The organism is Bradyrhizobium ottawaense (assembly GCF_002278135.3).
In the GTDB taxonomy this organism is placed as follows: domain Bacteria; phylum Pseudomonadota; class Alphaproteobacteria; order Rhizobiales; family Xanthobacteraceae; genus Bradyrhizobium; species Bradyrhizobium ottawaense.
In genome coordinates, this window is sequence record NZ_CP029425.2 from 3,584,121 (window position 1) to 3,601,504 (window position 17,384).

The following is a 17,384-nucleotide window of genomic DNA, read 5'->3' on the forward strand; positions in this document are numbered from 1 at the left end:
TCCCCTCGGCTCCACAATGCGGGATGATGCACATCATGCCAATCGAGCCCTCAGGCAAATTGCCGATTCGCACGCCGAGCTTGCATTCCGGACACAGCGGAAAGGGGGGCGAATTGCCGCCCGGCACCCTTCTATTGGGGGGCGAACGCGCCTATATTCCGGCGTCTTTTCCAAGAGGTAGGAATGTTTCGATCGATCCGGACCGCCGTCGTCACGGCACTGTGCATAGGCTTTTCCGCCCACTTCAACCCGGCCGCGGCGCAGGACCGTCGGGTCCCGTCGTCGCCGGCCGAGCTGCGGCTGTCCTATGCGCCGATCGTGCAGCGGGTGCAGCCGGCCGTGGTCAACGTCTATGCCGCCAAGGTGGTGCAGAACCGCAATCCGCTGCTGGACGATCCGATCTTCCGCCGCTTCTTCGGCGTGCCGGGCCAGCAGCCCGAGCAGATGCAGCGCTCGCTCGGCTCCGGCGTCATCGTCGATGCGTCCGGCCTCGTCGTCACCAACGTCCATGTCATCGAGGGCGCGGACCAGGTGAAGGTGTCGCTGTCGGACAAGCGCGAGTTCGAGGCGGAGATCCTGCTGAAGGATACGCGCACCGATCTTGCCGTGCTGCGCCTGAAGGACACCAAGGAGAAATTCCCGACCCTCGATTTCACCAATTCCGACGAATTGCTGGTCGGCGACGTCGTGCTCGCGATCGGCAATCCCTTCGGCGTCGGCCAGACCGTGACTCACGGCATCATCTCGGCGCTGGCGCGCACGCAGGTCGGCATCACCGATTATCAGTTTTTCATCCAGACCGATGCGGCGATCAATCCCGGCAATTCCGGCGGCGCGCTGGTCGACATGGCCGGCAAGCTGGCGGGCATCAACACCGCGATCTATTCGCGCTCCGGCGGCTCGCAAGGCATCGGATTTGCGATCCCTGCGAACATGGTGCGTGTCGTCGTCGCCTCCGCCAAGAGCGGTGGCAAGGCGGTGAAGCGGCCGTGGCTCGGGGCAAGATTGCAGGCGGTGACGCCCGAGATCGCCGAGAGCCTCGGCCTGCGATCGCCGACCGGCGCGCTGGTCGCGAGCGTGGTGTCGAACGGCCCCGCCGCGAAGGCCGGCCTGAAGTCCTCCGATCTCATCACCGGGATCGATGGCCAGACCGTGGATGATCCCAATGCCTTCGACTATCGCTTCGCTACCCGTCCGCTCGGCGGCAGCGCGCAGATCGACGTGCAGCGCAGCGGCAAGCCGCTCAAGCTGACGGTGGCGCTGGAGACCGCGCCCGATACGGGACGTAACGAGCTCGTCGTCACCGCGCGATCGCCGTTCCAGGGCGCGAAGGTTTCGACCATCACGCCGGCGGTGGCCGACGAGCTGCATCTGGATGCAGATACCGAGGGTGTCGTGATCACCGATCTCGGCGGCGACAGTGCGGCCGCAAATGTCGGCTTCCAGAAGGGCGATATCATTCTGGCGGTCAACAACCAGAAGATCAGCAGGACCGGTGACCTCGAAAAGGCGGCCGGAGAGCGCCCGCGCATCTGGCGTATCACGCTGGTGCGCGGCGGCCAGCAGATCAACGTCACGCTGGGCGGATGAGTCCGAAGCGACCACAAACGCCAACGCTCTTTGCCGCGGCGGGGCTCGACCACGAGGCTCCGCATCCGCTGCCGGACCGGCTGCGCCCGCGCGCGCTGTCGGAGGTCGTCGGCCAGGATCACATCCTCGGCCCTGACGGCGCGCTGACGCGCATGCTGGAGACGCGCACGCTCGGCTCCCTGGTGTTCTGGGGCCCGCCCGGCACCGGCAAGACCACGGTGGCGCGGCTGCTCGCGGATGCGACGGATTTGCATTTCGAGCAGATCTCCGCGGTGTTCTCCGGCGTCGCCGATCTGAAAAAGGCGTTCGACGCCGCGCGCGCCCGCCGCGAGATGGGCAAGGGCACGCTCTTGTTCGTCGACGAGGTGCACAGATTCAACCGTGCCCAGCAGGATTCGTTTCTGCCCGTGATGGAGGACGGCACGGTGGTGATGGTCGGTGCCACCACCGAGAATCCGTCCTTCGAGCTCAACGCGGCGTTGCTCTCGCGCGCGCGCGTCTTGGTGTTTCGCTCGCTCGATGCCGCCGCGATCGAAAAACTGTTCGCGCATGCCGAGGAGGTCGAAGGCAAGAAGCTGCCGCTCGATGCCGAGGCGCGCGCGGTGCTGGTGCGCATGGCCGATGGCGATGGCCGCGCTTCGCTGACGCTCGCCGAAGAGGTCTGGCGCTCGGCGCGGGCGGACGAGATTTTCAATGCTGCGCAGTTGCAGGAGATTTTGCAGCGTCGCGCGCCGATCTACGACAAATCGGCCGATGGCCATTACAATTTGATCTCGGCGCTGCATAAGTCCGTGCGCGGCTCCGATCCCGATGCTGCGCTGTATTATCTCGCGCGCATGTTGGATGCCGGCGAGGACCCGCTGTTCCTGGCACGCCGCGTCGTGCGCATGGCGGTGGAGGACATCGGCCTTGCCGATCCGCAGGCGCTCGTCATCGCCAATGCGGCCAAGGACGCGTTCGACTTCCTCGGCCATCCCGAAGGCGAACTCGCCATCGCGCAGGCCGTCGTCTATCTCGCCACCGCGCCGAAATCGAACGCAGTCTACACCGCCTTCGGCACCGCGATGCAGGTCGCAAAGCAAGCCGGCTCGCTGCTGCCGCCCAAGCACATCCTCAATTCGCCGACCAAGCTGATGAAGTCGGAAGGATACGGCGCGTCTTACGAATACGACCACGACGCCCCCGATGCCTTTTCCGGCCAGGACTACTTTCCGGAAGCCCTGGGCCGCCAGACCTTCTACGACCCACCCGAGCGCGGCTTCGAGCGCGAGATCCGGAAGCGGCTGGATTACTGGGCCAAGCTGCGGAAGGAGCGGGGCGGCTCGCGCTAAAAACGGCCATTTCGCCGTGACGGGACCCGGCTTTTAGGGTACGCAGGCAACCATGAGCCGCCGCATCAAAAGAACCGATCCAAAGCCCCGCTCGCGCGACGAGCGCAAGGAATCCCGCCCGTTCAAGGCGCGTAGCGCGAAGACCGCGGGACCGCGGCCGGGTGGCAAGCCCGGCGGCAGCAAGCCGCCGCGCTTTGCCGGCGAGCGTGCCGAGCGGCGCGCGCCCAAGGCCAGGCTGGAGAAGGCTGAGCTGGAAAGGGCCGCGCCCGAGAAGCCCGTGGAGGCGCTGCTGCCGACCAAGGTGCAGACCGTCAAGGTGACCGCCGACGAGAACAACATGCGCGTCGATCGTTTCCTCGAGGCGCGCTTTCCCGGCCTGTCGTTCTCCCACATCCAGCGTGTCGTCCGCAAAGGCGAGTTGCGCGTCGACGGCAAGCGTGTCGACAGCAAGGACCGCCTGGAGGAGGGCCAGAGCGTCCGCATTCCGCCGCTCAAGCTCGACACGCCGAAGGCCGTCGGCGAGCTCTCGGAAGCTGCCCAGAAGACGCTCAAGGCGCTGAAGGAGATGACGATCTTTGAGGACGACGACGTCCTCGTGCTGAACAAGCCGGCCGGCCTTGCGGTGCAGGGCGGCTCGGGCATGACGCGGCACATCGACCAGATGCTGGAGGTGATGCGCGATTCCAAGGGCCAGAAGCCACGCCTGGTGCATCGTATCGACCGGGAGACGTCAGGCTGTCTGCTGGTCGCCAAGACGCGCTTCGCCGCTTCGCATCTGACCGGCGCGTTCCGCTCGCGCTCGGCGCGAAAAGTCTATTGGGCGCTGGTGCCGGGCCTGCCGAAGCCGAAGCAGGGCCGCATCTCGACCTTCCTCGCCAAGGAAGAGAGCGAGGACGACACCATCATGCGCATCGCCCAGCATGGCGACGAGGGCGCCAGCCACGCGGTGACATATTACGCGGTGGTCGAGACCGCCGGCAACAAGCTGACCTGGGTGTCGCTGAAGCCGGTGACGGGGCGCACCCATCAGCTGCGCGCCCACATGGAGCATATCGGCCATCCCATCGTCGGCGATCCCAAATATTTCAACATCGAGAACTGGCAGCTGCCGGGGGGCCTGCAAAACCGGCTGCATCTGCTGGCACGCCGCATCGTCATTCCGCATCCGCGCGGCGGCGTGATCGACGCCACGGCGCCGTTGCCGCCGCACATGCAGCAGTCGTGGAATCTGCTCGGGCTCGATGCAAGCCGGTTTGATCCAATCGAGAACGCGCCGGAGGAGTAGGGGGCGGAGGGCGCGAGTTTCCCCGGTGTCGTCCCGGCGAAAGCCGGGACCCATACCGCGGAATCTATCTGTGACGCGCAGTCTTCGTACCGACGAAGAAGTTCAACTGCGGTCTTCGCCAAACTTCTCCCTGTGATTATGGGTCCCGGCTTTCGCCGGGACGACACCGAGGATTTGGCTGGCTAACGTTTGCTCACTTCCGAAACTGCTCCAGAAACATCCGCAAGCTGTCATGCGCGCTCTCGATGTCCGTGATCAGCCAGCCATCGGGGCCGTTGACCAGGACGAAGTTCAGCGCGACCTTCCGACCGCGATTGTCGAAATTCGCCGCGACATAGGTCTTGTCGTATTGCCTGCGCACGACCGCGATCGTAACAGGGCCGAGCTGCCAGCTCGGGCTCTGCACCAGGAAGTCGTAGGGCGCGACCCGCGGCGCGCTCCAGGCCCTGCGCAGGGGCGCATCGAAAAATTGCCGGGCGGTCACCGCATCCCGCGGCAGGCCTTTGGACAGCTCCGGCGCGCCGTCGCCGTAATGGGCGTAGACGTTGCGGACCAGCGATTCCGGGGTGCGAAAGCCCGCCTCCGCCGCAGCTGGCCATAGCCCGGCGAACAGGGCCGCAATGCCCGCAAGTTCCCTCATGCCCGCGCTCGCTTTATCGGCCGCCGCTTTTATCTTAAAAGCCTAGCATCCAGCGACCGGGACCGAAAACTCACATGCGCGAATTGTTCGAAGAAGCAGCAGGGCAGCCCCCGCCGGATCCGCGGGAATCTGCGCGCGCGTCCGCGCGCACGCCGCAGCGCAAGCGCTTCTACAAGGAGGCGAGCGCGACCGAAGCCGAGGGTGGTTTCGCCATCACGCTCGACGGCAAGCCGATCCGCACGCCCTCCGGCCGCCAGGTGGTGATTCCGTCGCGCGCGCTCGCCGATGCGGTGGCCGCGGAATGGGCGGCTCAGGGCGAGAGCATCGACCCCGTGACCATGCCGTTGACGCGGATCGCCAACAGCGTGGTCGAGGGCGTGGTCGATAAGGTCGAGCTGGTCAGCGACGACCTCGCGAAATATCTCGAGTCCGATTTGCTGTTCTATCGTGCCGGCCATCCCGAAGGGCTGGTCGCCCGCGAGGCCGCGCATTGGGATCCCGTGCTGTTCTGGGCCGCGGACGCGCTGGGCGCGCATTTCATCCTGTCCGAGGGCGTCATGCATGTGAAGCAGCCCGACGAGGCGGTCGAGGCCGCGCGCGCGGCGCTGCCGGGGGACGCCTGGTCGGTCGCCGCACTCCACGTGGTGACGACCCTGACCGGCTCGGCGCTGCTGGCGCTGGCGCTCGCTCATGGCGTGCGCGATGCCGGCCAGGTCTGGGCCGCCGCCCATGTCGATGAGGACTGGAACATCGACCAATGGGGCGTGGACGAGGAGGCCGCCAGCCGCCGGGCCACCCGTCTCAGGGATTTCGAGGCCGCCGTGGCGGTTCTGGCGGCGGCAAAGGCGTCCGCAGTCGAAGGTCCTTAACGAGAGGTTTACGACGGCGGCCTTAGGGTGTGGCCAGCGCTCCATGGGCCCCCTGAGATGCCGACGCCGGTCACTTCCATCCTCCCCGTCAGTGCCGCCAGCCCCGTGGCTGATGCGACGACGCCGGACCTCGTGCTGCAGGCCGGCAGCGTCGTCGATGCCAGGGTCGTCAGTGTGATGGCCGACAATCTGGTGCGGATCGCGATCGCCAACCTTTCGATGGACGTGATGTCGGAGGTGGCGCTGACGCCGGGGCAGAATCTCCAGCTGGCGGTCTCGCAGAACGACGGCACCATCAGGCTCGCCGTGATGAACGGGGCAGGGGGGGCAGCTCCCGATCAGATCACGCTGACGCCGCGTGCGGCTTCGCTGGTGGAAAGCCCGCCGCTGGCGCCATCCGCGACCACGACGCGCAACACGCTGACGCCATTGGAGCAGGTCGCCGTCACCGCGGCCTCGGCCGAGGCCGCCACAAAACAGGGCAGCCAGGCGCCGCTGTTCGCCAATCTGGCATCCGTCGTCACCGCCAGCGATTTGCCTGCGGGCTTGAAGCAGGCGGTGCTAGACGTGCTGGCGCAGCAGACGCCGCTCAGTCCCGGGCTCGATGGCGCCGATGTCGAAACCGCGTTCCAGAAATCCGGCTTGTTCTTCGAGGCTTCGCTGGCCGCCGGCGCGAGGCCGCCCGCCGGCACGACGCCCGACCTGAAGGCGGCGCTGCTGGTGCTGCGCCAGACGCTGACCACGCTCGAAACCGCCGCGCCACAGGGCGCGGCAATTGCGGCTGCGACGACGGGGACACCGCAGGTCGCCACCGCGCCTGCTCAGGCAGCAGGTGAGGCGGCGCAATCCGCGTCGGCTTCCGACCCCGAATTCGCGCAGACGCCGCGCAACGCCAATCTCGCGGCCGCCGTGCTGGCGGACGTTGCCGGCAACGCTCAGCAAGCCGCGATGCCGCGCACCATGTCCGCAGGGCTTGCCGCGAGCCTCCTGCAGGAGGTCACGGAAAACCTGCCGCGCCTGACCGGCAACGTGCCCGGCTCGAACAAGGCCGTGCCCGACGGCCATATCTTCGAAGCAGCCGCACGTGCGACGCCACCGCCGTTCCGCGGCGCATTGCCCTCGCCGCAGGCGATCGCCTCGCCCTCGCTCGCGCCGGACACGCCGCTCTCTGCAACCGTGCATCGCCTGATCGACGACACTGATGCGGCGATTGCGCGGCAGACATTGCTGCAAATCGCTTCGCTCCCGGATCGCACCGACGCCAGTGGCCACCGCATCGACCCGGCCGTGCCGCAGTGGAATTTCGAGATTCCCTTCGCAACGCCGCAGGGCACCGCGATGGCGCAGTTCGAGATCTCGCGCGATGGCGCTGGCGAATCCGCCGATGCCGCCAAGCGCGCCTGGCGCGCGCGCTTCTCGCTCAACGTCGAGCCGGCCGGCCCCGTGCACGCGCTGATCACGCTGAACGGCGACAAGACTTTCGTGCGGATGTGGGCGGAGCGGCCGGCGACGGTCCAGCAGCTCCGCGCCGGCATCGGTGAGCTCAATCAGGCGCTGACACGAGCCGAGCTCAATCCCGGTGACATTCTGGTCCGCGAGGGCACCCCGCCGCAGCCGGCACCAGCCCGGGCCGGCCACTTTCTGGATCGGGCGACATGAGCGATCCGTCCAAGCTCGCCATCGCGCTGCATTACGAAAAGGGTACCAACGCGCCCGTCGTCGTCGCCAAGGGCAAGGGCACGATCGGCGAAAAGATCGTGGAGATCGCCAAGGCCCACGACATCCCGATCGAGGAAAACGAGGTTCTGGCCGGCGCGCTGTCCAAGGTCGAGCTCGGCGAGGAGATTCCGCCGGACCTCTACAAGGCCGTCGCCGAAGTGCTGGTGTTCGTGCTGCGGCTGTCGGGCCGGGGGCGGTAGAGCATGATCCGGAAAAGTGTGCAGCGGTTTTCCGAATAGATCATGCTCAAGAAGTGACCTGTCATCGTTTGACCATGGAGCGGCTGCATGGTCGCGCCGCTTTCATGACTCAATGGACATCGCTCTTGCTCACCCGCCGTTCCACCCTCGGCCTTCTCGCCGCATCTGCCATCCTGCCGCAGCGCGCGCTCGCCCATGTCGCGCCGCCGCGCAATGAGATCCGTGATAGCCTCGCAAAGCGCTTCACCGACCTCGGCACATCAGGCACCTTTGTCGGCTACAAGGTCGAGGACTATCTGATCGTCGCCAGTGACAAGGAGCGTTCGGGCGAGGGCAAGCTGCCGGCCTCGACCTTCAAGATCCCGAACTCGCTGATCGCGCTGGAGACTGGCGTCGTCACTGACCCCGACAAGGACGTGTTCCCCTGGGACGGTGTCAAGCGTCCGATCGAAGCCTGGAACAAGGATCACACGCTGCGCAGTGCGATCGCCGTGAGCGCGGTGCCGGTCTATCAGGAGATCGCGCGACGGATCGGGCAGGAGCGGATGCAGAAATATGTCGACGAGTTCGACTATGGCAACCGCGACATCGGCGGCGGCATCGACCAGTTCTGGCTCACCGGGAATTTACGCATCGATCCGGTCGAGCAGGTCGATTTCGTCGACCGGCTGCGGCGCCGCACGTTGCCGGTCAGCAAGCGCAGCCAGGATCTCGTCGCCGATATTCTGCCGGTGACCAAGGTCGGCGACAGCGTCATTCGCGCCAAGTCCGGACTGCTGGGGGCCGAACGCGGCGAGCCGTCGCTCGGCTGGATGGTGGGCTGGGCCGAGAAGGGCGAGGCGCACACGGTGTTCGCGCTCAACATGGATTGCAAGGAGCCGCGACTCGTCGGCGAGCGCATGACGCTGACGCAAGCCTGCCTTGCCGAGATCGGCGCGATCTAGCCTGTGAGTCGTGCAATCGTTCTCGTCGAGCGCAGCCGCCGTAGGGTGGGCAAAGGCGCGTAGCGCCGTGCCCACCATCTCTCTAATTATCGGCAAATGGTGGGCACGCTACGCTTTGCCCACCCTACGGCACCGGTGCAAGCCGAGGGCCTTCTCAACCCAATTTGAACAACACCTGCAAAAACTCCTCCACCGCCTTGCGCGACTCGGCGGCCGTCTTCGGATTGCCGCCGACATGCGGGTTCAGCTCGACGCAGGCATCCTTGTAGGTGAAGGGCGCATTGGTATCGCCGTTCATCAGCACGCCGCCGTCGCTTTCCTTGATCCGGCAATTGCGCACGGTCTGCGAATTGGCTGATACGGCTACCGTGTTGGCACCGAGCAGACCGCTGTCGAACCCGTGCGCGCTATCAGGATATTCCGTCAGCACCACGTCGCGCCCCGCGACTTTGAGCCGCTCGACCAAAGCCTTGCAGCTCTTGACGGGATTGTAGTCATCCGGCGTGCCGTGGAAGATGCGGATCGGACGCGGGGCGATCTCGTCGTCGCTCCGATACGTCGTCGAGCAATCCGGATAGAACGGGATATAGGCGGCGAACTGGATGCCGGACTTGTTCCAGAGCTTGTTGAAGCGGTCGAGGCTCGCATAGAGCGTCGCCTGTCCGCCGCGCGAAAAGCCCATCAGCACGATGCGGTCAGGATCGACGCGCGGGTGCTTTGCCAGAATTTCCAGCGAGCGGTAGATGTCGACGATCAAATTGAGCCGGCCGAGCAGCGCCTGATTTGGTCCCACCACCGTCAGCCCGCGGCCGGTGAATCCGTCGATCACGAAGGTCGAGATGCCCATGGCGTTGAACGCGTGCACCCAGGCCTCCGTGGTGGCGCCGACGCCGCTGGAGCCGTGCATCAGCACCACGACGGGGAGCTTTCCGCTGCCTTGCGCGACGCGGAATTCGGCCGCCACCGTCACTGGCTTGCCGGCCGCCGCATCACCGCTGAGAAATTGCTGGTCGGAGAGAGTGAGCGAGGGGATCGGATAGATCTCGGCCCGGGTGGCGACTTCCTTGGGCAGGGATTGCGCGACGGCTTCGCAGGCCGCTAACGAACTCGAAATGCACAGCGCCATGAGCACTGCTGTAGCGCGCCAGTTGGTGGCCATCGCGATCCCTCCCTGATATTTTCGGGCAGTAGATCAACCGTCCTGCGCGCTGTCAATTTGACGCAGGCAGATTCAGCGCAACCGCATATGAGGTGAGAGTTCGAGACCTCGACGCTTCCACAGCGTCATGGCCGGGCTTGTCCCGGCCATCCACGATCTTGTCTATCGACTGCTGCTAAGAACGTGGATGCCCGGGACAAGCCCGGGCATGACGACCTCCTTGGGCACCGCCTCACGCGGTGTCCGCCTTCTTCGCCGTCAGCGCCTGGTCGATCGCAAAGCCGCCGATCTCGCTCATCGCCTGCGAGATCACGTCGCCGTTGCGGGCAAAGCCGGCGGAGAGGAAATCGAACTGCGTCCGCGCCAGCCGCAGCACCTCGATCGGCACCGAGACCGCGGTCGCGTTGAAGCTGTCGACGGAGGCGCGCAAGCTGTCCAGCTCGGTCGTGAGCTTGCCGATATGGCTCTCGGCATTCTGCATCACGCCGATCAGCTTGCCGCGCTCGGCATCGAAGGCGGCGCGCTCGGCGGCGGCGGCCGCGGTGACCTCGGCGAGTTGTACGCGCAGCACCTCGATCTGGCCGACCATGGCATCGGAGGCGAGATCGGCGGCCTTGCGCAGCTCGGCGTTACGCGTGCTCGCATCCAGCTGCTCATGATAGAGCCGCTCGGCCGACATTGCCCGCTGTGCCAGTGACTCGATGAGGCTTGCGGCACGCAGCAGCATCTCGCCGTTCCGCCCCGACACCATGCTGGCCATCCGCCGCAGGAAGTCGATGGTTTGGGATGACGAGTTCGGCGGCAGGGGGACGACCGTCGCGGACATCTCAGTGATGCTTGCGTGATGCTCGAGCCAAGGCGTAACGACCGCCGCCGTACCAACTGGGCTCACGCAACATTCGGCGCCTGATCGCGAGGTCGAAGCAAGCCTGAATCGGCAGGCCCGGTCAACCGGGCCGGGCCACCAAATTTGCCGGTGTCAGGCGTCCTTTTGCCGCCCGATCCGGCCCAGATGGGTGAAGCCGAACCCTGCGGAATATTTCAGGCCATAGCCGAGTGCCCGGTCGATGCCGATATGGGCGAGCCAGATCAGGGCGATGGACAAGGTGAGCGGCGAGCCGAGGCCGAAGCCCAGCGTCAGCAGCGACACCGGCGCCATGTAGCTATGGGCAGCGTTGTAGACCAGCGCGCCGAATTTGGCGTCGGACAGGTATGCCAGGAAGCTGAGATCGGGGACGAAGAAGAGCAGGGCAAAGACCAGCCAGGAGCCGTCCCAGGCCCAGTAAAGCATCACCATCCCGATAAACAGGGTGAGGCCCTCCAATCGCAACAGGATGTTGACGCCGCCCGTCGCCGCACCGGTCTCGGCCATTCTCTCATCCATGCTCGCCTCCCGGACAAAACTTTGTAATCTCTCACGCTTTTAGCCCGGACAGGGCAGCCCTGCGGCGCGGAAAGGCGCTTTCCGGTCCGCAAAATGCCGTGTTAGAACCCCGCATCACTTAAGAACTGGCGGGAGCAAATGAAACACATCCTGGACGCCCTTGAAGATCGTCGCGCCGGCGCAAAGCTCGGCGGCGGGGAGAAGCGCATCGAGGCGCAGCACGCCCGCGGCAAGCTGACCGCGCGTGAGCGAATCGAGCTGCTGCTCGACAAGGGGTCGTTCGAGGAATTCGACATGTTCGTCGAGCACCGCTCCACCGAGTTCGGCATGGAGAAGAACAAGGTGCCCGGCGACGGCGTCGTTACCGGGTGGGGCACCGTCAATGGCCGCAAGACGTTCGTGTTCGCGAAGGACTTCACGGTGTTCGGCGGTTCTCTCTCGGAGACGCACGCGCTGAAGATCACGAAACTCCAGGACATGGCGATGAAGGCGCGGGCGCCCATCATCGGCCTCTATGACGCGGGCGGCGCCCGCATCCAGGAAGGCGTCGCCGCGCTCGCCGGCTATTCCTACGTGTTCCGCCGCAACGTGCTCGCCTCCGGCGTGATCCCGCAGATCTCCGTCATCATGGGCCCCTGCGCCGGCGGCGACGTCTACTCGCCTGCGATGACGGACTTCATCTTCATGGTGAAGAACACCAGCTACATGTTCGTCACCGGCCCCGACGTGGTGAAGACCGTGACCAACGAGGTCGTCACCGCCGAAGAGCTGGGCGGTGCCTCGGTGCACGCCACGCGCTCCTCGATCGCCGACGGCGCCTTCGAGAACGACGTCGAGACGCTGCTGCAGATGCGTCGCCTGATCGACTTCCTGCCATCCAACAACAGCGACGGCGTGCCGGAATGGCCGAGCTTCGACGACATCGGCCGCGTCGACATGTCGCTCGACACGCTGATCCCCGACAATCCGAACAAGCCCTACGACATGAAGGAGCTGATTCTGAAGGTCGTGGACGAGGGCGACTTCTTCGAGATCGCGGACATGTTCGCCAAGAACATCGTCACCGGCTTTGGCCGCATCGCGGGCCGCACCGTCGGCTTCGTCGCCAACCAGCCGATGGTGCTGGCCGGCGTGCTCGACAGCGACGCCTCACGGAAAGCCGCGCGCTTCGTCCGCTTCTGCGACGCCTTCAACATCCCGATCGTCACTTTCGTGGACGTGCCGGGCTTCCTGCCGGGCACCGCGCAGGAATATGGCGGCCTGATCAAGCACGGCGCAAAGCTGCTGTTCGCCTATTCGCAGTGCACCGTGCCGCTGGTCACCATCATCACCCGCAAGGCCTATGGCGGCGCCTTCGACGTCATGGCGTCCAAGGAGATCGGCGCCGACATGAACTACGCCTGGCCGACCGCCCAGATCGCGGTGATGGGTGCCAAGGGCGCGGTCGAGATCATCTTCCGCTCCGACATCGGCGACCCCGACAAGATCGCCGCCCGCACCAAGGAATACGAAGACCGCTTCCTGTCACCCTTCATCGCCGCCGAGCGCGGCTACATCGACGACGTCATCATGCCCCACTCGACGCGCAAGCGGATCGCCCGCGCGCTGGCGATGCTGAAGGACAAGAAGGTCGAAACGCCCGCGAAGAAGCACGACAATTTGCCGTTGTGAGATGAACCTACCGGGGGCACTACGTATAAAATCGCATGGTGCCCCTGAACGGACTCGTCTATATTGGTGTCATGACCGACGCACTCAAGAAGTTGATCGAAGCTGCCAAAACGGCCAATCCATCCCCGGAACATCGGGAGGAGCAGCGGCGGAGCTTCGTGTATGGCAATACCCATTTCGAAAATTCGCTCATCACGCGCGAAATGGTGGATCGTGAGGCCGAAAAGCTGGCCAAGGATAAAAAATGATAAGCGAAGAGCGTGAACGGCGCGATAGCCGTGCGCTCGAACCTGAGTTGATTACCGATCCTCAGGAAAAGGCTGCGGCCGAAGCTCGGAACGGGTTCCGTCAGTACGACGCAGCAATTGGCGTGATACAGACGGCTCTTGAGCGAGGCTCATTCAAGCTCCGTCCGTCACTCATCCTCGGTTTGCAGCGAGAAGCTTTATCGGGCATCAGCTCTTACGCTGGCAACTATCGCCCCGGCGGCGTTGCCATCGAGGGAAGCAAGCATGAGCCCGTTGGTGCAAATCTGGTCCCCGAACTCGTTGAGGACATGTGCGACTACGTCAATGATCGGTGGGAGGCTAGCACGCCGATCCATCTCGGCGCCTATCTCATGTGGCGGCTGAATTGGATTCATCCGTTCGCGGACGGGAATGGTCGTACCTCCCGGATTGTCTCGTATGTCGTCCTTTCAATTCGTGCTGGTGCGCTTCTGCCGGGCACACCGACGATACCGGATCAAATTGTCGACAACCGAAAGCCCTATTTCGACGCGTTGGATGCGGCCGATTTAGCCTTTCGCGATGGAGATCGGATCGACGTCTCGCAGATGGAAGATTTATTGGCCTCACTGTTAGCGAACCAACTTGCGGAATTCTACAAGTCGGTTGGAGGTAAGCTACCTGGCTGAACGTGAGCCTTCGTTGCTAGGTTCTATTTGCAATCGAGCCACCTTAAAATTTCGAATCCAATGACCGCATCCGATCCGACCGACGAAATCTCCGACATCGAAGATCGCATCGAGCGGCTGGCCGAGATCGCGGAGCGGTGCCGGAAGTACATTCTGGCGTCCAAGATCGCGATCGGGGGCGGGGCGGCGCTGCTGTTGGTGACGATCCTCGGTGTGTTCGGCTTCGGTCAGACCGCAGCCCTCGGATCGATCGCGTTGGTGCTCGGCGGGATCGTGTCGCTCGGCTCGAACGTCAGCACATTGCGACAGACGGACGACGCCATCAGCGCAGCGGAGGCACGCCGTGCGGCGTTGATCGCCAGCATCGACCTGCGCGTCGTCGCTGATGCACCGCTGAAGCTGGTGTGACGCGGTGCCGTAGGGTGGGTTAGCTTGCGGCTGCGCGAAGCGCAGTCCGCTAGCGTAACCCACCAACGTCCGCCTCGCCGGATGGAGGCGTTGGCGGATTACGCTCCGCTAATCCGCCCTACGCACCGGTGCGTGCCTTATCCGCGGCGGCGAAATGCGCCATTTGATCCGCGTGGGCCTTGGCGAAAGCCGGTCGGGCCGTCGCACGCGCGACGTAAGCGCGGCAGGCAGGACTGTCCGCCAGCCCGTCGAAACCACCGATGACGCGCAGCACGTCCGCGATCAGGATGTCGGCGACGGAGAAGGAGCCGGCTAGCCATTCGCGGCCGGCCAGCACCGGCTCGAGATGCTTGAGCCGAAGCTTGAGGAAGTCGTCGACGAATTTCCACGCAGCCGTGTCGGTGGGATGGCCCATGAATTTCGACATTCCCCAGGGCAGGCTCGCCATCTCCACCGAATTGAGTGCCGCGAACACCCATTCCGTCGTCTCGGCGCGGCCGCGCGGATCGGTCGGCATCAGCTTCGCACTGAGCCCGCCGAGATGCAGCAGGATCGCGCCGGTCTCGAAGATCGAGAGGTCGCCGTCGGTCAGCCACGGCACCTGGCCGAACGGCTGGTGCGCGAAATGTGCGGCGCCGCGATCGTCGAACGGGGCGCTCGCGACGCGATAGGGCAGCGCGGCCTCTTCGAGCGCCCAGCGCACGCGAAGGTCGCGCACGAATCCTCGCGGTGGTTCGGGAACCCAATTGAAGGTGGTCAGGGTGAGGTCGGCCATTTGCTGTCTCCGTGTCCTGGTTCGAAACAAAGGACGAGCGAAGGGCGCCCGTTCCGACACCCGCGCCAAGTCTTTTTGTCGGCGGCGGCGTATCCGGCTAGGCTCGCGCCAAACAACAGGAGGAAACTCGATGCCATCAGCTTTCTTCGTCGTCCGCGCCACCGTCTCCGATCCCGCCCAGCGCGCTGCTTTCGACAAATGGTACGAGACGGAACATGTGCCCGACGCGGTGAAGGCATTCGGCGTGAGCAAAGCCTGGCGGTTCTGGAGCCTGGACGATCCCTCGCTGCATCAGGCGATGTATCAGTTCGATGACGAGGCCAAGCTTGCGGCGGTGCTGAAGGGCGATGCGCTCAAGCAACTGGTCGCCGATTTCAAGCGCGACTGGCCCGACGTCAAGCGTTCGCGCGAGACGCTGGTGCTGGCGCAGGAGTTTGCGCAATAGGGCGCACCGAATGTCTGCCTCGCAACGGCTCTGAACACACGATTCAGCCTTGGTTGATTCAGCCTCGGTTCATGTCGTGACCGCGACACTCCCTCTGCATCACTTGCTCGGTAGCCTGGAGGATATGTCATGGAGCGTCGAAACTTTTTGAAACTTGCACTGGGGGTGACGGCGGGCGCCGCCGCCTTCGCCGCGACCGCGCAGGCCGCGCCGCTGTCGCCGCAGCCGCTCAGTGATCCCGCGCGCACGCCGCAAGGCAATCCCGACGCTCATCCGGCCGTCACCACCAGCGAGGAAGCCGCCAAGCTGACGCCCGAACAGGTTCACTGGCATGGCCGCCACCGGGGCTGGGGCCGCCGTCATTGGGGCTGGCGTCGCCGCCGTTGGCATCGCCGTCACTGGTAAGCCGCGGCAAGCCGCGAATTGGACGGGGATCGCAGCCGCGGTCCCCGTTTCGATTCCAGGCCGCTCAAATTCCACGGCGGACGAATCGTCGGCGGCAAGCCTGAAAGCGAACGAGCCTGAAAACGAAAATGGCCGCGCAGGCTGAACCTGCGCGGCCATCTTGCGATGCAAAGAGATCAGAACGGGCGGCAGCGGCCGGCGTACCAGCGGAAGCCATAGGGGCAAACACGCGCGCGCGGCACGACGACGACGGGCGGAGCGACCACTACAGGGGCGGGGCGCACAACGACCGCGCCGCGCATCGGGCGACAGCCGCCGTAGGCGCCACGATACCAACCCGGGCCGCAACCCTGCGCGGCGCTGGCGGCCTCGCTGAAACCGACAACCGCGCTGGCGAGCATGGCGGCGGCGAACAGGTATTTCATGTGATCTTCCTTCTCGTCCTTGGGGCAGGTCTTTCGGGGGCAGGTCTTTCGGGGGCGGGTCTTTGGGGCAAGTCTTTGGAGTAAGTCTTTAGCGGCTTGGCGCTCGCGGCGCACAATGAATCAAAAGACACGATTCGACATGTTAAATTTTGCAACACGCCGACACGGTGCGATCCAAATCTGCCAATCATGACCTGAATGCGGCATGAACGTTCCCCGCATGCGGCTTGGCGCGACAGAAACTGGTGTTGGCGGCCGGCTCGGCAGAAATCCTCCAGGACGCCGGCCCGGGAGCATTCAGGCGCGCACTGCCGGTGCCGCGGCGCGCGGGTCAGTCCTTCCCGTCGCCGAAAAGCGCGGCAAACTGCTTCTCGCCGGTGCGGGTGAAGTTGACGACGCGGCTGCCGGGCGTGGCGTCGCGCGCCGCCCATTTCAGCTCGGCGAAGCGCTGCATCATGGCGGCCCCCAGCGTGCCGGCGAGGTGATGCCGCCGCTCACTCCAGTCGAGGCAGGCCTTGCACACCGGGCGGCGCGGATGGGTGAGCATGCCGGTCGAGATCTGCAGATGCTTGGCGAGGAAGCGTTCGCCCTCAGCCGTCAGCTCGATGTCCTGCTTTTTCTGCCTGACCAGATTCCGCTCGCGCAGGGAATCCAGCATCTGCACGCCGAGATCGCCGGCGAGGTGGTCGTAGCAGATCCGCGCGCGCCGCAGCGCCGGGTCCTTCGGCCCGGTGCGCACCCGCATGTGGCCGGTCCGCGCGGCCAGGCCTGCGAGGCCCTCGAGTACGCCGGCGACGTCGTCGTCGGTGAGGCGATAGTAGCGGTGGCGGCCCTGCTTCTCCGGCTCGACCAGCCCGCCGGCCTCGAGCTTGGCCAGATGCGAGCTCGCAGTCTGCGGCGTGATGCCGGCCTCCTGCGCCAGCTCGCTCGCCGTGAGCGCGCGGCCGTTCATCAGCGCGGTGAGCATGTTGGCGCGCGCGGGATCGCCGACCAGCGAAGCGACCAGGGCGATGTCGGGTCCTGATTTCATGCTTCGATGGTAGCCGAAGCATTGTGGTCGGGCAAGGGCGTAGCTTCTCACCAAGTCGTCATTGCGCGCGCAGCGAAGCCGTAGGGTGGGCAAAGGAGCGTAGCGACGTGCCCACCATTCGTCGTTGCGGGGAAACGACGTGGGCACGCTTCCGCCTTCGCTCTTCGAGCTACGGCGGACAAGTCGCT

Annotated in this window: 20 protein-coding genes; 13 read left to right on the top strand and 7 right to left on the bottom strand. The window is 65.2% G+C overall.

Translation table 11 applies throughout. The annotated features are described in order from the left end of the window. Positions 1-183 precede the first annotated feature (183 nt). From CIT37_RS17030 to CIT37_RS17040, 3 genes are read left to right on the top strand one after another with little or no spacing between them, the layout of a single operon-like run. Complete coding sequence (locus CIT37_RS17030; protein ID WP_028140995.1) at positions 184-1,590, top strand: DegQ family serine endoprotease; 1,407 nt, start codon at positions 184-186, stop codon at positions 1,588-1,590. Then, positions 1,587-2,921 (top strand): replication-associated recombination protein A, encoded by a 1,335-nt coding sequence (locus CIT37_RS17035; protein WP_038950214.1) that lies wholly within the window; start codon positions 1,587-1,589, stop codon positions 2,919-2,921. Before CIT37_RS17030 ends, CIT37_RS17035 begins: the two co-directional genes overlap by 4 nt. Positions 2,922-2,973: 52 nt before the next feature. Continuing rightward, the gene (locus CIT37_RS17040) at positions 2,974-4,206 is read left to right on the top strand and encodes an RluA family pseudouridine synthase (RefSeq protein ID WP_028140993.1); all 1,233 of its coding nucleotides are present in this window, start codon (positions 2,974-2,976) and stop codon (positions 4,204-4,206) included. A 193-nt stretch (positions 4,207-4,399) separates the two neighbouring features. On the opposite strand, the gene CIT37_RS17045 is transcribed toward CIT37_RS17040, so the two are convergent. Continuing rightward, entirely contained in the window at positions 4,400-4,846 is a 447-nt protein-coding gene (locus tag CIT37_RS17045; RefSeq protein WP_095426229.1) for a hypothetical protein, read from the bottom strand. A gap of 74 nt (positions 4,847-4,920) precedes the next feature. Between CIT37_RS17045 and CIT37_RS17050 the strand changes: the two genes are divergently transcribed. The 4 genes from CIT37_RS17050 to blaOXA all read left to right on the top strand — a co-directional run bounded on the left by CIT37_RS17050 (position 4,921) and on the right by blaOXA (position 8,578). Then, the gene (locus CIT37_RS17050; RefSeq protein ID WP_038950216.1) at positions 4,921-5,715 is read left to right on the top strand and encodes an ATP12 family chaperone protein; all 795 of its coding nucleotides are present in this window, start codon (positions 4,921-4,923) and stop codon (positions 5,713-5,715) included. Between the two features lie 57 nt (positions 5,716-5,772). Continuing rightward, positions 5,773-7,374: a flagellar hook-length control protein FliK gene (gene fliK, locus CIT37_RS17055; RefSeq protein ID WP_161966420.1), complete on the top strand. Its 1,602-nt coding sequence runs from the start codon at positions 5,773-5,775 to the stop codon at positions 7,372-7,374. Beyond that, on the top strand, positions 7,371-7,634 hold the full coding sequence (locus tag CIT37_RS17060; protein WP_028140989.1) for an EscU/YscU/HrcU family type III secretion system export apparatus switch protein: 264 nt from the start codon (positions 7,371-7,373) through the stop codon (positions 7,632-7,634). The genes fliK and CIT37_RS17060 overlap by 4 nt, the downstream gene beginning before the upstream one ends. Positions 7,635-7,738: 104 nt before the next feature. Beyond that, on the top strand, positions 7,739-8,578 hold the full coding sequence (gene blaOXA, locus CIT37_RS17065) for a class D beta-lactamase (protein WP_028140988.1): 840 nt from the start codon (positions 7,739-7,741) through the stop codon (positions 8,576-8,578). Between the two features lie 154 nt (positions 8,579-8,732). On the opposite strand, the gene CIT37_RS17070 is transcribed toward blaOXA, so the two are convergent. From CIT37_RS17070 to CIT37_RS17080, 3 genes are all read right to left on the bottom strand, one after another. Further along, entirely contained in the window at positions 8,733-9,737 is a 1,005-nt protein-coding gene (locus tag CIT37_RS17070) for a dienelactone hydrolase family protein (protein WP_095426230.1), read from the bottom strand. A gap of 232 nt (positions 9,738-9,969) precedes the next feature. Continuing rightward, entirely contained in the window at positions 9,970-10,563 is a 594-nt protein-coding gene (locus CIT37_RS17075) for a hypothetical protein (RefSeq protein WP_161966421.1), read from the bottom strand. Between the two features lie 153 nt (positions 10,564-10,716). Further along, on the bottom strand, positions 10,717-11,121 hold the full coding sequence (locus CIT37_RS17080; RefSeq protein ID WP_028140985.1) for a DUF4260 domain-containing protein: 405 nt from the start codon (positions 11,119-11,121) through the stop codon (positions 10,717-10,719). A gap of 138 nt (positions 11,122-11,259) precedes the next feature. Between CIT37_RS17080 and CIT37_RS17085 the strand changes: the two genes are divergently transcribed. From CIT37_RS17085 to CIT37_RS17100, 4 genes are read left to right on the top strand one after another with little or no spacing between them, the layout of a single operon-like run. After that, the gene (locus CIT37_RS17085) at positions 11,260-12,792 is read left to right on the top strand and encodes an acyl-CoA carboxylase subunit beta (RefSeq protein WP_028140984.1); all 1,533 of its coding nucleotides are present in this window, start codon (positions 11,260-11,262) and stop codon (positions 12,790-12,792) included. A 35-nt stretch (positions 12,793-12,827) separates the two neighbouring features. After that, positions 12,828-13,040 carry a hypothetical protein gene (locus tag CIT37_RS17090; protein ID WP_018322293.1) on the top strand — a complete coding sequence of 71 codons (213 nt, stop codon included), beginning with the start codon at positions 12,828-12,830 and terminating at the stop codon, positions 13,038-13,040. Next, positions 13,037-13,708 carry a Fic family protein gene (locus CIT37_RS17095; RefSeq protein ID WP_095426232.1) on the top strand — a complete coding sequence of 224 codons (672 nt, stop codon included), beginning with the start codon at positions 13,037-13,039 and terminating at the stop codon, positions 13,706-13,708. Before CIT37_RS17090 ends, CIT37_RS17095 begins: the two co-directional genes overlap by 4 nt. A 60-nt stretch (positions 13,709-13,768) precedes the next feature. Beyond that, positions 13,769-14,116: a hypothetical protein gene (locus CIT37_RS17100; RefSeq protein ID WP_095426233.1), complete on the top strand. Its 348-nt coding sequence runs from the start codon at positions 13,769-13,771 to the stop codon at positions 14,114-14,116. A 118-nt stretch (positions 14,117-14,234) separates the two neighbouring features. Here CIT37_RS17100 and CIT37_RS17105 read toward each other — a convergent pair whose 3' ends face one another. Further along, positions 14,235-14,891 (bottom strand): glutathione S-transferase family protein, encoded by a 657-nt coding sequence (locus CIT37_RS17105; protein ID WP_095426234.1) that lies wholly within the window; start codon positions 14,889-14,891, stop codon positions 14,235-14,237. 130 nt (positions 14,892-15,021) lie between these two features. Here CIT37_RS17105 and CIT37_RS17110 point away from each other — a divergent pair, with 130 nt between their 5' ends. After that, positions 15,022-15,336 (top strand): hypothetical protein, encoded by a 315-nt coding sequence (locus tag CIT37_RS17110; protein WP_038973495.1) that lies wholly within the window; start codon positions 15,022-15,024, stop codon positions 15,334-15,336. Between the two features lie 129 nt (positions 15,337-15,465). Continuing rightward, complete coding sequence (locus tag CIT37_RS17115; RefSeq protein WP_095426235.1) at positions 15,466-15,741, top strand: twin-arginine translocation signal domain-containing protein; 276 nt, start codon at positions 15,466-15,468, stop codon at positions 15,739-15,741. 176 nt (positions 15,742-15,917) lie between these two features. On the opposite strand, the gene CIT37_RS17120 is transcribed toward CIT37_RS17115, so the two are convergent. Both CIT37_RS17120 and CIT37_RS17125 read right to left on the bottom strand, forming a co-directional pair. Continuing rightward, positions 15,918-16,166, bottom strand: coding sequence for a GCG_CRPN prefix-to-repeats domain-containing protein (locus tag CIT37_RS17120; RefSeq protein WP_026202719.1), 249 nt, complete (start codon positions 16,164-16,166; stop codon positions 15,918-15,920). Between the two features lie 331 nt (positions 16,167-16,497). Continuing rightward, entirely contained in the window at positions 16,498-17,196 is a 699-nt protein-coding gene (locus CIT37_RS17125; RefSeq protein WP_028140979.1) for a winged helix-turn-helix domain-containing protein, read from the bottom strand. Positions 17,197-17,384: the final 188 nt, after the last annotated feature.

What these genes read in the sequence shown, in the direction of transcription:
- CIT37_RS17095 (WP_095426232.1), top strand. Translation starts at nt 13,037, where the DNA reads ATGATAAGCGAAGAGCGTGAACGGCGCGATAGCCGTGCGCTCGAACCT.
- blaOXA (WP_028140988.1), top strand. Translation starts at nt 7,739, where the DNA reads ATGACTCAATGGACATCGCTCTTGCTCACCCGCCGTTCCACCCTCGGC.
- CIT37_RS17075 (WP_161966421.1), bottom strand. Translation starts at nt 10,563, where the DNA reads ATGTCCGCGACGGTCGTCCCCCTGCCGCCGAACTCGTCATCCCAAACC.
- CIT37_RS17030 (WP_028140995.1), top strand. Translation starts at nt 184, where the DNA reads ATGTTTCGATCGATCCGGACCGCCGTCGTCACGGCACTGTGCATAGGC.
- CIT37_RS17090 (WP_018322293.1), top strand. Translation starts at nt 12,828, where the DNA reads ATGGTGCCCCTGAACGGACTCGTCTATATTGGTGTCATGACCGACGCA.
- CIT37_RS17105 (WP_095426234.1), bottom strand. Translation starts at nt 14,891, where the DNA reads ATGGCCGACCTCACCCTGACCACCTTCAATTGGGTTCCCGAACCACCG.
- CIT37_RS17110 (WP_038973495.1), top strand. Translation starts at nt 15,022, where the DNA reads ATGCCATCAGCTTTCTTCGTCGTCCGCGCCACCGTCTCCGATCCCGCC.
- CIT37_RS17120 (WP_026202719.1), bottom strand. Translation starts at nt 16,166, where the DNA reads ATGAAATACCTGTTCGCCGCCGCCATGCTCGCCAGCGCGGTTGTCGGT.
- CIT37_RS17040 (WP_028140993.1), top strand. Translation starts at nt 2,974, where the DNA reads ATGAGCCGCCGCATCAAAAGAACCGATCCAAAGCCCCGCTCGCGCGAC.
- CIT37_RS17050 (WP_038950216.1), top strand. Translation starts at nt 4,921, where the DNA reads ATGCGCGAATTGTTCGAAGAAGCAGCAGGGCAGCCCCCGCCGGATCCG.
- CIT37_RS17100 (WP_095426233.1), top strand. Translation starts at nt 13,769, where the DNA reads ATGACCGCATCCGATCCGACCGACGAAATCTCCGACATCGAAGATCGC.
- CIT37_RS17080 (WP_028140985.1), bottom strand. Translation starts at nt 11,121, where the DNA reads ATGGATGAGAGAATGGCCGAGACCGGTGCGGCGACGGGCGGCGTCAAC.
- CIT37_RS17115 (WP_095426235.1), top strand. Translation starts at nt 15,466, where the DNA reads ATGGAGCGTCGAAACTTTTTGAAACTTGCACTGGGGGTGACGGCGGGC.
- fliK (WP_161966420.1), top strand. Translation starts at nt 5,773, where the DNA reads ATGCCGACGCCGGTCACTTCCATCCTCCCCGTCAGTGCCGCCAGCCCC.
- CIT37_RS17045 (WP_095426229.1), bottom strand. Translation starts at nt 4,846, where the DNA reads ATGAGGGAACTTGCGGGCATTGCGGCCCTGTTCGCCGGGCTATGGCCA.
- CIT37_RS17125 (WP_028140979.1), bottom strand. Translation starts at nt 17,196, where the DNA reads ATGAAATCAGGACCCGACATCGCCCTGGTCGCTTCGCTGGTCGGCGAT.
- CIT37_RS17035 (WP_038950214.1), top strand. Translation starts at nt 1,587, where the DNA reads ATGAGTCCGAAGCGACCACAAACGCCAACGCTCTTTGCCGCGGCGGGG.
- CIT37_RS17070 (WP_095426230.1), bottom strand. Translation starts at nt 9,737, where the DNA reads ATGGCCACCAACTGGCGCGCTACAGCAGTGCTCATGGCGCTGTGCATT.
- CIT37_RS17085 (WP_028140984.1), top strand. Translation starts at nt 11,260, where the DNA reads ATGAAACACATCCTGGACGCCCTTGAAGATCGTCGCGCCGGCGCAAAG.
- CIT37_RS17060 (WP_028140989.1), top strand. Translation starts at nt 7,371, where the DNA reads ATGAGCGATCCGTCCAAGCTCGCCATCGCGCTGCATTACGAAAAGGGT.